Genomic DNA, 13046 nt, shown 5'->3' with positions numbered 1-13046 from the left:
ACCGCAGTCCAGCGAACCGGGGCCAGAACCTCGATGTCCGTGAACAGCCCAGCACCGGCCTACTTTCCGGCCGGCATCCCTGAGTTCCCGCGCCATGTCGTCACCGCCGTGCTGGTCGCGCACGACGGCGCGCGCTGGCTGCCCAAGGCCCTCTCCGGGCTGCTCGGCCAGGACCGTCCGGTTCAGGACGTCGTCGCCGCCGACACCGGCAGCGCCGACGACTCCGCCCGCCTGCTCGCCGAAGCCCTCGGCGACAAGCGCGTGCTGCACCTCGCCCGCCGTACCGGCTTCGGCGCCGCCGTCGAGGAGGCCGCCCGGGTCGCCGCGCCGCTCACCGCCGAGCAACTGCCGTATCTGGCCCGCCGCAGCGGCTGGGACCCCGCCAGCCGCACCTGGAACGACGACGCCTACGACGAGCCCGAGCAGCCGCACGGCGAGCCCGTCCAGTGGCTCTGGCTGCTGCACGACGACTGCGAACCCGACCCCGGCGCCCTCGCCGCCTTGCTGCGAACCGCCGACTCGTCACCATCAGCCGCGATCATCGGTCCCAAACTCCGCAGCTGGTACGACCACAGGCAACTGCTCGAAGTCGGCGTCACCATCGCCCGCAGCGGCCGCCGCTGGACCGGCCTCGAACGCCGCGAGCAGGACCAGGGCCAGCACGACCAGGTGCGCCCGGTGCTCTCGGTCTCCTCCGCGGGCATGCTGGTCCGCCGCGACATCTGGGAGGAACTGGGCGGCTTCGACCGCCGGCTGCCCCTGATGCGCGACGACGTCGACTTCTGCTGGCGCGCCCAGGCCGCCGGACACACCGTGCTCGTCGCCCCCGACGCCGTACTGCGGCACGCCGAGGCCGCCTCCCGCGAGCGCCGCCCGGTGGACTGTGCGGGCCGCTCCGCGGTCAACCCGCACCGCGTCGACAAGTCCGGCGCCGTCTACACCCTGCTCGCCAACACCCGCGGCCCGATGCTGCCCTACGTGGCGCTGCGGATCGTCGTCGGCACCCTGCTGCGCACCCTGGCCTACCTGGTCGGAAAGGTGCCGGTCCAGGCCGTCGACGAGATCGTCGGCCTGCTCGCGGTGCTGCTGCGGCCCGGACGGCTGCTCGGCGCCCGCCGCGCCCGCTCCCACGCCGTCGTGCCCCCCTCGGAGCTGCGCCCGCTCTTCCCGCCCCCGGGCGCGACCGTACGCGCCACCGCCGACCAGGTCGTCAACAACTTCTCCGGCCGCGCTGACGCCGCCACCGCGGCCGCCGGACGGCACGGCGGCGGCGTCGAGTCCGGCCCCGGCGACGAGGACGGCGACTTCCTCGAAGTCGAGCAGTTCGCGCGCCTCAAGCGCGTCGCCCGCAAGCCCGGCCCGGTGCTCTTCGCCGTGCTGCTGGTCTTCTCGCTCGCCGCCTGCCGCGCCCTGCTCGGCGGCGGCGCGCTGGCCGGCGGCGCCCTGCTGCCCGCCGACCCCGGCGCCTCCGACCTGTGGGGCACCTTCGCCGGCTCCTGGCACGCGCTCGGCACCGGCGGCACCCAGGTGGCGCCGCCCTACCTCGCCGTCCTGGCGATCTTCTCCACCGTGCTCTTCGGCTCGACCGGGCTCACCCTCACCCTCTTCCTGGTCGCCTCGGTGCCGCTGGCCGGCGTCACCGCCTACTTCGCGTCCCGCCCGCTGGTCGAGTCCCGGCTGCTGCGCGCCTGGGCGTCGGTCGCGTACGCCTTCCTGCCCGCCGTCACCGGGGCACTGGCCGCCGGGCGGCTGGGCACGGCGGTGCTGGCCATCCTGCTGCCGCTGATGGCCCGCGCGGCCGCCGCCGCGGCCGGCCTCCAGCTCGCCGACTCCGCCGTCGAACGCGGCGCGCGGCCCGGCTGGCGCGCCACCTGGGCGCTCGCCCTGATGCTCACCTTCACCACCGCGTTCACCCCGGTCACCTGGCCGATCGCGCTGGTGCTCGCCGCGGGCGTGCTGGCCTGGCGGGTGGTGCGCGGACAGCGACAACTGCTCGTACCGCACCTGCTGCGCTTCGCCGCGGTGCTCGTCACCCCGATGGTGCTGCTCGCGCCCTGGTCACTGACCCTGCTCGGGCACCCCGGCCGGATGTTCAACGAGGCCGGGCTGCCCTACGGCACCAAGAGCGCCTCCGGGATCGACCTGCTGCTGCTCGGCCCGGGCGGCCCCAAGGCGTCCGGCGGGCTGCTGCTGACCGGTGTGGTGCTGGCCGCGCTCGCCGCCCTGATGCGCGACTCGCGCCGCAAGGCCATCGCCGCCGCCTGGGCGGCCGCCGCGACCGGTCTGCTCTTCGCCGTCGTGCAGAACGGCAAGGACTGGGCGGGCCCGGCCACCCTCGTCTACGGCCTCGCGCTGCTGGCCGCCGCCGCGATCGGCGCCGAGGGCGCCAACGAGCGGATCGCCGCCAGCGGATTCGGCTGGCGGCAGCCCGTCGCGGGCCTGATCGCGGTCGCCGCGGTCGCCGCCCCGCTGCTCGCCGCCTTCACCTGGGTGGTGGACGGCGCCGACGGTCCGATCAAGCGCCGCGACCCGCAGCAGGTGCCCGCCTTCATCGCCGAGGAGACCACCACCGGCGACCAGCCGCGCACCCTGGTCCTCGACGGCACCGCGGGCCGGGTCACGTACTCCCTGGTCCGCGGCTCCGGCGCCCGCCTCGGCGACGCGGAACTCGCGGCCGAGGCGCCGCGCGACCGCGCCCTGGACACCGTGGTGGCCAACCTGGTCGCCGGTTCGGGCGCCGACCAGGGCAGCCGCCTGGCCGGATACGCCGTCCGCTACGTACTCGCGCAGAAGGGCTCCCCCCGCTCCTTCGGCCGCGTCCTGGACAGCACCCCGGGCCTGTCCCGGGTCAGCCAGGCCGACGGCAGCTCCCTGTGGCGGGTCGACGCGCTCGTCTCCCGGATGACCCTCACCAGCAAGGGCGCCGAGCCCGTGGGCGTGGCCTCCGGCCGGATCGAGGCGCACACCAAGGTGCCCGCGGGGCCCGCGGGACGCGTGCTGCGGCTCGCCGACTCCGCCGACCCCGGCTGGCACGCCACCCTCGACGGCAAGCCGCTCACCCCGGTCACGATCGACGGCTGGGCGCAGGGCTTCGAGACGCCCGCGAACGGCGGCCGGCTCGACGTCACCTTCGAGGAACCGGTCACGCACATCGGCTGGCTGGGCGCCCAGGGCTTCCTGCTGCTCGTCGTGATCGTCCTCGCCCTCCCGGGCCGCCGCCGCGAGATCGACGACGACCTGCCGGAGGCGGAGGCCCCGGCCGCCGCGGAGATCCCCGCGCAGGCCCCGGGCGAGGGCCGGAGGGCCCGCCGGCTGCAGGCCGCCGCCGAGATGGAGGCGGAAGCCGAGACCTCCGCCGAATCGGAGGCAGACGCGGCTCAGGACGCGGCGCCGGTCCCGCAGCAGCGCGACGCGGTGTACGAGCAGGTCCCGTACGACCCGGCGGAGAGCGGCGGCTACGACCCGTACGCGCCCCCGGCGGGCAACGGCGAGAACGGCTACGGGTACCAGGCCCCCGAGTACCAGGAGGCCGGTTACCAGGAGCCCGGCTACCAGGACCCGGGCTATGCCCAGGGCGACCAGGCCCAGCAGTGGGACGGGCAGCAGTACCCGGCGGAGACGGCCGGATACGAGCAGACCCAGGGCTACGGCGACGCCTACGGCTATGTGCCCCAGCAGCCCGGCTACGACCCCTACGCGCAGGGCGGCGGCCAGAGCGGCCCCGGTGAGCAGCCCGTGTACGGCGCCGGGCCCGGCTACGAAGGGCAGCAGCAGTACGGCGAGCAGGCGTACGGCGACCCGGGCGAGTACGCCGACCCGGCCACGTACTACGCAGAAGGCGACCAGCGCCGCGACGGGAGCGACCACCAGTGAACCGCAGCACCCTCTCCCTGGCCGGCGGCGTCGTCGTGCTCGCCGTGCTGACCGGGGCCGCCTCGCTGTCCGGCGGGAACGACTCGGCCGCGGTCCCCACCGGATCGGCCGTCCGGCTGCCGGTGCAGCGCAGCACCCTGCTGTGCCCCGAGCCCTCGCCGTCGGACTTCGCCACGACCACGTACACGTCCTTCACCCCGCAGTCGACCTCCGGCGGGGGCGCCGGCGGCAGCGCCCGGCTGGTGCCCGCCACGGCCAAGCCCAAGGCGCTCACGCCCCTGACGGCGACCGGCAAGCCCGTCACCGCCACGACGGGCAAGACCGGCGCGCCCGCGCTCATCGGCACGGCGGACGGCGTACTCGCCCCCGGCTGGACCGTGCAGCAGTCCACGGTCGTGGACGCCGGCACCGGGCGCGGGCTGCTGGGCGCCTCGTGCGTCACGCCGGACAGCGAGTTCTGGTTCCCGGGCGCGAGCACCGCGGGCGGCCGCCAGGACTATCTGCACCTGGTCAACCCCGACGAGACGCCCGCCGTGGTCGACGTCGAGCTGTACGGCAAGGACGGGCTGCTCAAGGCGTCGACCGGCGACGGCATCACGGTGCCGGGCGGGAGTTCGAAGCCCGTGCTGCTGTCCACGCTGGTCGTGGACAAGAACCCGGACCTGACGGTGCACGTCGTCGTCCGCAGCGGCCGGGTCGGCGCCGCCGTCCAGGTCACCGAGACCAACAACGGCACGGACTGGCTGCCGGCCGCCGCGGAACCCGCCACCGGCCTGGTGCTGCCGGGCATCCCGGCCGACGCCACCGACGTACGGCTGGTGGCGTACGCGACCGGCTCCGACGACGCCGACCTGACCCTCAAACTGGCCACGCCCACCGGGACGATCACCCCGGCCGGGCACGAGACGCTGCACGTCAAGAGCGGGATGACGGCCGCCGCGGACCTGGGCGACCTCACCAAGGGGGAAGCGGGCTCGCTGATCATCGGGTCGAGCGACGCGCACCCCGGTGTGCCGGTGGTCGCCGCCCTGCGCGTCACCCGCGGCAAGGGCGCGAACAAGGAGCTGGCGTTCCTGCCCGCGACCGCCCGGATCGACACGCGGTCGACGGTGGCCGACAACCGGGGGAAGAACTCGACGCTCTCACTGACCGCCATGGGCGGTGACGTCAGCGTGCGGATCACCTCGTCGGCGGGCTCCTCCGGCGGCACACCCGCGACCCAGACGGTGACCGTCAAGGCGGGCTCCACCCAGGCCCTGACTCCGCCGCAGCCGGCCGGTCTCAAGGGCTCGTACGCGGTGACCGTCGAACGGCTCTCCGGCGGCACGCTCTACGCCTCCCGGATGCTGGCGCTGCCGCAGGGCGGGGTGCCGATGTTCACCATCCAGCCGATGCCGGACGACCACGCCCTGGTGGAGGTGCCGCAGGCGGCTTCCGACCTGCGGATCCTCAACCGGTAGGGGTCGGGGCGGACGGTTCCGCCCGGGCGGGGGCGGCGGCCGGTGAGTCGGCCGACTCCCGGGACCCGGACGGCATGCGGTGTCCGGCGTCCTGCGGGGTCAGTCCTCGCCGTACTTCGGGTCGACGTTCTCCGGGGACAGGCCCAGCAGCTCGGCGACCTGCTCGACCACGATCTCGTGGACGAGCAGCGCGCGCTCGTCGCGGCTCTTGGCGCGGATCTCCACCGGGCGCCGGTAGACCACGATCCGGCTCGGCCGGTCCTTGGCCGCGCCGATCAGCCGGCCGAGCGGCACGGGTTCGCCCTCCGTCGCCTGGCCGTCCTGCGGCCACGGCACCTCCTGGACGGCGAACTCCACATCGGCGAGCTGCGGCCAGCGCCGTTCCAGTCGGTCGGCCGCGTCGCGCACCAGGTCGTCGAAGGCGTCGGCCCGGCTCAGCGCCAGCGGCACCTGCGGAGGCGCGATGGGCCCGCGCATCCCGCGCCCATGACGGTCGCGGTGACGCGGCCGTGGTGCGGAAGGAGGCGGAGGAGGCGGAGCCGAGCTGTCCATCAGCGTGAGCCTAGTCCTCGCAGGGGGTGCGCACAGCAGAAGATCCCGTCCTTAGTCGCCGAACGAGCGAACACCGCCTCCTTCTCTCCGCCGCGCGCGGGCCGTGGGACCGCATCAGGCCACAGAAGTGATGGTTATCCGCCACCTGGCGACCGGACTCGCGGCCGGGGCCGACCACGCCCGCTGCCTTACCTTCGGTATACCCACCCGATGCCTTCCCAGTCACCGCAGGTCAGGGCGGTGCGGGCGGATCGGTTGATTCCGGTCGGTGTCCGGCGACACGAGCGGGTGAGTCGGCGGAGAGTCGTCGCGGCCCGCTCAAGAGTGCGGTACCGTCCAACGTCGTGAGCCCTGTACGTCGCTGTTCGCGCACCGCTTGCGGCCGTCCCGCCGTCGCGACGCTGACGTACGTCTACGCGGATTCCACGGCCGTCCTCGGCCCTCTCGCCACCTACGCAGAACCGCACTGCTACGACCTGTGCTCCGAGCACTCCGAGCGGCTGACCGCGCCGCGCGGCTGGGAGGTCGTACGGCTGGCGACGGACACCGGGCCGGTGCGTCCGAGCGGTGATGACCTCGAAGCCTTGGCCAACGCTGTTCGGGAAGCCGCCAGGCCCCAGGAGCGCAACCGGGGCGGGCGGCCTGGCGCGCGGGACATCGACCCGCTGGAGGTCGCCCGGCGCGGACATCTGCGGGTGCTGCGCTCGCCGGAGTCGTAGCGGGCGCGAGTCCGCGCCTCAGTGGGCGGTGCAGTCGGGTAGGCCCCAGGCGTCGGCCGGGCGGAATCGTGGGCCCGGACACGGTCGCGGCGCGACGCCCGGTTCTCCTCGGCGTGATGTGCGCACCCCTCGGGATAGGTTGTGCGGGACCGTGCCGCCCCCCAGGCGGCGCGGCGGCGTCCGAACACGTCCGAACCGGGTCAACAGAGGTGTGCAGTGGCCGATTTGTCGCAGATCGTCAAGGCCTACGATGTGCGCGGTGTCGTCCCCGACCAGTGGGACGAGCCGCTCGCCGAGATCTTCGGGGCGGCCTTCGCCACGGTCACCGGCGCCGACGCGATCGTCGTCGGCCACGACATGCGGCCCTCCTCGCCCGGTCTGTCCCGCGCCTTCGCGCGCGGCGCCGCGTCCCTGGGCGCGGACGTCACCCTGATCGGCCTGTGCTCGACCGACGAGCTGTACTTCGCCAGCGGGCGGCTGGGCCTGCCCGGCGCGATGTTCACCGCCAGCCACAACCCGGCGCAGTACAACGGCATCAAGATGTGCCGCGCGGGCGCCGCGCCCGTCGGACAGGACACCGGGCTCGCCGACATCCGCGCGCTCGCCGAGAAGTGGCTCGACTCCGGGCGGCCCGCGGGCACCGGCACCCCCGGCGCGATCGCCGAGCGCGACGTGCTCGGCGACTACGCCGGCTTTCTGCGGTCCCTGGTCGACCTGTCCGGCATCCGGCCGCTGAAGGTCGTCGTGGACGCGGGCAACGGCATGGGCGGCCACACCGTCCCCACCGTCCTCGACGGCCTGCCCGTCGACCTGGTGCGGATGTACTTCGAACTCGACGGCACCTTCCCGAACCACGAGGCCAACCCCCTCGACCCGAAGAACCTCGTCGACCTCCAGGCCCGGGTCCGCGAGACCGGCGCCGACCTCGGGCTGGCCTTCGACGGTGACGCCGACCGATGTTTCGCCGTCGACGAGCGCGGCGAGCCCGTGTCGCCGTCCGCGGTCACCGCGCTGGTCGCCGCCCGCGAACTGGCCAAGCACCCCGGCGCCGTGATCATCCACAACCTGATCACCTCCTGGTCGGTGCCCGAGGTCGTGGCCGAGCACGGCGGCATCGCCGTCCGCACCCGGGTCGGGCACTCCTTCATCAAGCAGGAGATGGCCTCCTCGGGTGCCGTCTTCGGCGGCGAGCACTCCGCGCACTACTACTTCCGCGACTTCTGGAACGCCGACACCGGCATGCTCGCCGCCCTCCACCTGCTGGCCGCGCTCGGCGCCCAGGACGGCCCGCTGTCCGCGCTGGTCGCCGAGTACGACCGCTACGCCTCCTCGGGCGAGATCAACAGCACCGTCGACGACCAGGCGGGACGCACCGCCGACGTACGCGCCGCCTTCACCGGCACGGAGGGCGTGACCTTCGACGAGCTGGACGGGCTCACCGTCAGCGCGGCCGACTGGTGGTTCAACCTGCGCGCCTCCAACACCGAGCCCCTGCTCCGGCTGAACGTCGAGGCCCGCGACGCCGCCACCGTCGGCCGACTCCGTGACCAGGTGCTCGGGATCGTCCGTGGGTGAGCCTCGGCGATAGGCTGAGGACACGGGGAGGACGCCACTGGTCCAGCGGGCGGCTCGCCGCCCGCCTTACCCGGTCACCGGCACCCGGTCACCGGCCCGCCCGGCCGCCCACGCCCGCCGCACACCTCCGGAGGACACCGCCATGCCGCTCGTCGAACCCAGCCTGCTGGAGATCCTCGCCTGCCCGGCCTGTCACGCGCCGCTGGGCGAGGACGCCGAGGCCAACGAGCTGGTGTGCGCCTCCGACACCTGCGGCCTCGCCTACCCGGTCCGTGACGACATCCCCGTACTTCTCGTCGACGAGGCCCGCCGCCCCTCCTGACCAGGAGCCCTACGACCACGCGGTATTCGCGCCGCATCCGACCGGGAGGTCGTGTTGTTCGACGAGTCGCTGCTGGAGGACCCCGACGCGCTGGCCCGCGCCGACGTCCACGGGCTGCTGCGCGCGGTCGCCTCCGCGGGCGCCCGGGTACGCACCGCACTGCGGCTCGCGGAGGAGGCCGGGGTCACCGAACTGCGCCCGGACGGCCGCCCACGCGCCCTCCTCGTCGCCGGCAGCGGTCCCGAGGCCGCCGCGGTCGCCGATCTGCTGGCGGCCCTCGGCTCCGGCAACTGCCCGGTGGAGCTGCTGCACCCCGCAGGGCCCACCCCGCAGCAGTCCCGCTGGACGCTGCCCGGCTGGGCAGGACCGCTCGACCTGCTGCTCCTGCTCAGCCCGCAGGGCACAGAGCAGGGTCTGACCGACCTCGTGGAGCAGGCGTACCGCAGGGGCTGCACCGCGGCCGCCGTCACCGCCGCCAAGGCGCCACTGGCCGAGGCCGTGGAACAGGTCCGCGGCATGGCGCTGCCCTTCGCCGCCCCCGGCGGCAACGGGCACGGCGACGACACACCCGCCGCCGACACCGGCGCCTTCTGGGCCCTGATCACCCCGCTGCTCGCCCTCGGCGACCGCATCGGCCTGTTCGCCGCACCGCCCACCGCGCTGCGCGGCGTCGCCGACCGGCTCGACGAGGTCGCCACCCGCTGCGGGCCCGCGATCGCCACGTACTCCAACCCCGCCAAGACGCTCGCGGCCGAACTGGACGACTGCCTGCCGCTGCTGTGGAGCCAGGGCCGGATCGCGGCCGCCGTGGGCCGTCGCTTCGTGAACGTCCTCGCCACCCGGGCCGGCCGCCCCGCCCTCAGCGCCGACCTGCCCGCCGCCCTGATCGCCCACGGCCCCCTCCAGGCCGGTGTACACGCCCGCGCCGCCGATCCCGACGACTTCTTCCGGGACCGGGTCGAGGAGTCCCAAGGGCTGCGGCTGCGCATCGTGCTGCTCCAGGAGGCGCCCGACCAGCCGGGCTCGGCCGCACCGGCGGCCCGCGAACAGGCGTACGCCCACGGCACCCCGCTCAGCGAACTCACCGCTTCCGGCGGCACGCCGCTCGACGTCGCCGCCGAACTTGTCGCCCTCACCGACTTCGCCGCCGCATACCTGGCCGTCGCCTCGACCGAGAGAGCATGATCGGCATGAACCGCCTCATCAACACCGTCCGCCCCTACGCCTGGGGCTCCACCACCGCCATCCCCGAACTGCTGGGCCAGGCGCCCACCGGTGAACCCCAGGCCGAGCTGTGGATGGGCGCCCACCCCGGTGCCCCCTCCCGCGTCGACCGAGGCGCGGGCCCGGTTCCCCTCGACGCCGTGATCGACGCCGACCCGGCCGCCGAACTCGGCGAGGCCACCGTCAAGCGCTTCGGTCCCCGGCTGCCCTTCCTGCTCAAGGTGCTCGCCGCGGGCGCGCCCCTGTCCGTGCAGGTCCACCCCGACCTCGCCCAGGCCAGGGAGGGCTTCGCCGACGAAGAGGCCCGCGGCGTCCCGCTCGACGCCCCTCACCGCAACTACAAGGACGCCAACCACAAGCCCGAGATGCTCGTGGCGCTCTCCCCGTTCGACGGCCTGTGCGGCTTCCGCCGTCCCACCGAGGCCGCCGACCTCCTCGACGGCCTCGGCGTCCACGCCCTCGCCCCCTACGCCGACATCCTGCGCGCCCACCCCGAGGACCGGGCCCTGCGGGAAGTGCTCGCCGCCGTGCTCGGCGCGGACCCCGGGGCGATGGCCGGCACCGTGCACGACGCCACGGAGGCCGCCGCCCGGCTTGCCGCCTCCCCCGGCACCCCGTACTCCGCCGACTACGCCGCCTACGCCAAGGCCGCCCACAGCTTCCCCGGCGACCGAGGTGTCATCGCCGCGATGCTCCTCAACCATGTGCGCCTTCAGCCTGGGGAAGCCCTCTACCTGGGGGCCGGCGTCCCGCACGCCTACCTCGACGGGCTGGGCGTCGAGATCATGGCCAACTCCGACAACGTGCTCCGCTGCGGCCTCACGCCCAAGCACATCGACGTCCCCGAGCTGTTGCGCGTCGTCCGCTTCGAAGCCGGGGACCCCGGGGTGCTCCGCCCCGAGGCCGCCGCCGACGGCGAGGAGATCTACGCCGCCCCCATCGACGAATTCCGGCTGTCCCGCTACGTGCTCGCCCCCGGCGCCGACGCCCGCGTCCTCGACCGAGGCACCCCGCAGATCCTGCTGTGCGTCGACGGCGAGGCCCGGGTGCGCACCGCGGACGACACCGCCCTCACCCTCACCAGCGGCGAATCCGCCTACCTTCCCGCGGGCGAAAGCACCGAACTCACCGGCGAGGGCACCGTCTTCCGTGCCACTGTGGCGGCCTGACGAGGCGGCACAACACGGGGCTGCGAGAATGTCCGTCCGCCACGTCCGTAAAGACGAGGCAAAGGCCCGGGCCGATCGAAGGGACACCCAGCACCTATGAGCGCGACAGGCGGAACCAGGGCGATCGTGGCGGCGCTGAGCGCCAACCTCGCCATCGCCGCGTCCAAGTTCGTGGCATTCGCCTTCAGCGGCTCCTCGTCGATGCTCGCCGAGGGCGTGCACTCCCTCGCGGACTCCGGCAACCAGGCGCTGCTGCTCCTCGGCGGCAAGAAGGCCAAGCAGGCCGCCAACGAGGAACACCCGTTCGGCTACGGCCGGGAACGCTACATCTACGCCTTCCTCGTCTCGATCGTCCTGTTCTCCGTCGGCGGCATGTTCGCGCTGTACGAGGGCTACGAAAAGGTCCGCCACCCGCACGCCGTCGAGCACTGGTACTGGCCGGTCGGCGTCCTCATCTTCGCGATCGTGGCGGAGGGCTCCTCCTTCCGTACCGCCATCAAGGAGTCCAACCACACCCGCGGCACGATGTCCTGGACCGAGTTCATCCGCCGGGCCAAGGCCCCCGAACTCCCCGTCGTGCTGCTGGAGGACTTCGGCGCCCTCATCGGCCTTGCCCTGGCCCTGGCGGGCGTCGGGATCGCGCTCGCCACCGGCGACGGTGTCTGGGACGGAATCGGCACCCTCTGCATCGGCACCCTGCTCATCTGCATCGCGCTCGTGCTCGCCGCCGAGACCAAGTCCCTGCTCATCGGCGAAGGCGCCGGCCCCGAATCCCTCGCCCGGATTCGCTCCGCGGTCGTGGACGGCGACACCGTCACCGGCATCATCCACATGCGCACTCTCCACCTCGGCCCCGAGGAACTGCTCGTCGCGGCCAAGATCGCCGTCCGCCACGACGACACCGCCACCGAGGTCGCGGCCGCCATCGACGCCGCCGAGGAGCGCATCCGGGCCGCCGAGCCGTTCGCCCGGGTGATCTACCTCGAACCGGACATTTACAGCGAGGCCGCCGCCGCCGCGGGCCCCGACCCCGCCCAGACTCCCGGTGGCCGCTGACCGGGCGCCCTGAGGCTCGCACGCCGATCGGTGTAGATTCGTTTTCAGCCAGACGTCGCTGCTGATGGCGGTCGGGCGGTCGCTCCACAACGACCGGCCGAGGGAGAGAGGGCCTCCGACGGATTGCGCTGCCGCAGGGGAAGAGGTGCGTCCGCACGACGTGCCGCTCCACGCCTTGCCCCGGCCGCGCCATGTCCCTTTCCGCCTCGATCCCACCGAGGAGCAGCCCGTATGACCACCACCGTCAACGACTTCAAGGTCGCGGACCTCTCGCTGGCCGTTTTCGGCCGCAAGGAGATCACCCTCGCCGAGCACGAGATGCCCGGCCTGATGGCCCTCCGCGCCGAGTACGGCGCCGCGCAGCCGCTGGCCGGCGCCCGCGTCACCGGCTCCCTGCACATGACCGTGCAGACCGCGGTGCTCATCGAGACCCTGGTCGCCCTCGGAGCCGAGGTCCGCTGGGCTTCCTGCAACATCTTCTCGACCCAGGACCACGCCGCCGCGGCCATCGCCGTCGGCCCCCACGGGACCGTCGACAACCCCAAGGGCGTCCCCGTCTTCGCCTGGAAGGGCGAGACGCTCGAAGAGTACTGGTGGTGTACGGAGCAGGCCCTGACCTGGCCGAACACCCCCACCGGCGGCCCCAACATGATCCTGGACGACGGCGGCGACGCCACCCTCCTGGTCCACAAGGGCGTCGAGTACGAGAAGGCGGGCGCAGCCCCGGACCCGTCCACCGCGGAGAGCGAGGAGGAGCAGTTCGTCCTCCAGCTGCTCAACCGCACCCTCGCCGAGACCCCGCAGAAGTGGACCCGGCTCGCCTCCGAGGTCCGCGGGGTCACCGAGGAGACCACCACGGGCGTCCACCGCCTCTACGAGATGCAGCAGGAAGGCACCCTGCTCTTCCCGGCGATCAACGTCAACGACGCGGTGACCAAGTCGAAGTTCGACAACAAGTACGGCTGCCGGCACTCCCTCATCGACGGCATCAACCGCGCCACCGATGTCCTCATCGGCGGCAAGGTCGCCGTCGTCTGCGGCTACGGCGACGTCGGCAAGGGCTGCGCCGAGTCCCTCCGGGGCCAGGGCGCCCGCG

Annotated in this window: 10 protein-coding genes (1 of these 10 cut by a window edge); 9 read left to right on the top strand and 1 reads right to left on the bottom strand. The window is 73.8% G+C overall.

All coding sequences use genetic code 11. The features are described 5' to 3' along the window. The first annotated feature begins 33 nt into the window (after nucleotides 1–33). On the top strand, nucleotides 34–3873 hold the full coding sequence (locus OHA30_RS11875; protein WP_328913784.1) for a glycosyltransferase: 3840 nt from the start codon (nucleotides 34–36) through the stop codon (nucleotides 3871–3873). Continuing rightward, entirely contained in the window at nucleotides 3870–5333 is a 1464-nt protein-coding gene (locus OHA30_RS11870; RefSeq protein ID WP_328913783.1) for a DUF5719 family protein, read from the top strand. Before OHA30_RS11875 ends, OHA30_RS11870 begins: the two co-directional genes overlap by 4 nt. Before the next feature lie 99 nt (nucleotides 5334–5432). On the opposite strand, the gene OHA30_RS11865 is transcribed toward OHA30_RS11870, so the two are convergent. Then, the gene (locus OHA30_RS11865; RefSeq protein ID WP_328913782.1) at nucleotides 5433–5885 is read right to left on the bottom strand and encodes a metallopeptidase family protein; all 453 of its coding nucleotides are present in this window, start codon (nucleotides 5883–5885) and stop codon (nucleotides 5433–5435) included. A gap of 344 nt (nucleotides 5886–6229) precedes the next feature. On the opposite strand from OHA30_RS11865, the gene OHA30_RS11860 reads away from it, so the two are divergent. From OHA30_RS11860 to ahcY, 7 genes are all read left to right on the top strand, one after another. Further along, nucleotides 6230–6604, top strand: coding sequence for a DUF3499 domain-containing protein (locus tag OHA30_RS11860; RefSeq protein ID WP_328913781.1), 375 nt, complete (start codon nucleotides 6230–6232; stop codon nucleotides 6602–6604). Nucleotides 6605–6820: 216 nt separating this feature from the next. Continuing rightward, nucleotides 6821–8179: a phosphomannomutase/phosphoglucomutase gene (locus tag OHA30_RS11855; protein ID WP_328913780.1), complete on the top strand. Its 1359-nt coding sequence runs from the start codon at nucleotides 6821–6823 to the stop codon at nucleotides 8177–8179. 142 nt (nucleotides 8180–8321) lie between these two features. After that, nucleotides 8322–8501: a Trm112 family protein gene (locus OHA30_RS11850; RefSeq protein WP_328913779.1), complete on the top strand. Its 180-nt coding sequence runs from the start codon at nucleotides 8322–8324 to the stop codon at nucleotides 8499–8501. Between the two features lie 54 nt (nucleotides 8502–8555). Beyond that, nucleotides 8556–9686 (top strand): SIS domain-containing protein, encoded by a 1131-nt coding sequence (locus OHA30_RS11845; protein WP_328917832.1) that lies wholly within the window; start codon nucleotides 8556–8558, stop codon nucleotides 9684–9686. A 5-nt stretch (nucleotides 9687–9691) separates the two neighbouring features. Further along, the gene (gene manA, locus OHA30_RS11840) at nucleotides 9692–10894 is read left to right on the top strand and encodes a mannose-6-phosphate isomerase, class I (RefSeq protein WP_328913778.1); all 1203 of its coding nucleotides are present in this window, start codon (nucleotides 9692–9694) and stop codon (nucleotides 10892–10894) included. A gap of 96 nt (nucleotides 10895–10990) precedes the next feature. Continuing rightward, on the top strand, nucleotides 10991–11950 hold the full coding sequence (locus tag OHA30_RS11835) for a cation diffusion facilitator family transporter (RefSeq protein ID WP_328913777.1): 960 nt from the start codon (nucleotides 10991–10993) through the stop codon (nucleotides 11948–11950). A gap of 231 nt (nucleotides 11951–12181) precedes the next feature. After that, nucleotides 12182–13046, top strand: the 5' portion of a protein-coding gene (ahcY, locus tag OHA30_RS11830; RefSeq protein ID WP_328913776.1) for an adenosylhomocysteinase. Its footprint extends 587 nt past the window's final position; the window shows 865 of its 1452 coding nt (coding positions 1–865); it begins with the start codon at nucleotides 12182–12184; its stop codon lies beyond the right edge, outside the window.

Source organism: Streptomyces sp. NBC_00223, assembly GCF_036199905.1.
In the GTDB taxonomy this organism is placed as follows: domain Bacteria; phylum Actinomycetota; class Actinomycetes; order Streptomycetales; family Streptomycetaceae; genus Actinacidiphila.
Note: the sequence above shows the minus strand (reverse complement) of the source record. Positions and strands in the feature narration are given on the sequence as shown.

What these genes read in the sequence shown, in the direction of transcription:
- OHA30_RS11850 (WP_328913779.1), top strand. Translation starts at nt 8,322, where the DNA reads ATGCCGCTCGTCGAACCCAGCCTGCTGGAGATCCTCGCCTGCCCGGCC.
- OHA30_RS11865 (WP_328913782.1), bottom strand. Translation starts at nt 5,885, where the DNA reads ATGGACAGCTCGGCTCCGCCTCCTCCGCCTCCTTCCGCACCACGGCCG.
- OHA30_RS11835 (WP_328913777.1), top strand. Translation starts at nt 10,991, where the DNA reads ATGAGCGCGACAGGCGGAACCAGGGCGATCGTGGCGGCGCTGAGCGCC.
- manA (WP_328913778.1), top strand. Translation starts at nt 9,692, where the DNA reads ATGAACCGCCTCATCAACACCGTCCGCCCCTACGCCTGGGGCTCCACC.
- OHA30_RS11875 (WP_328913784.1), top strand. Translation starts at nt 34, where the DNA reads ATGTCCGTGAACAGCCCAGCACCGGCCTACTTTCCGGCCGGCATCCCT.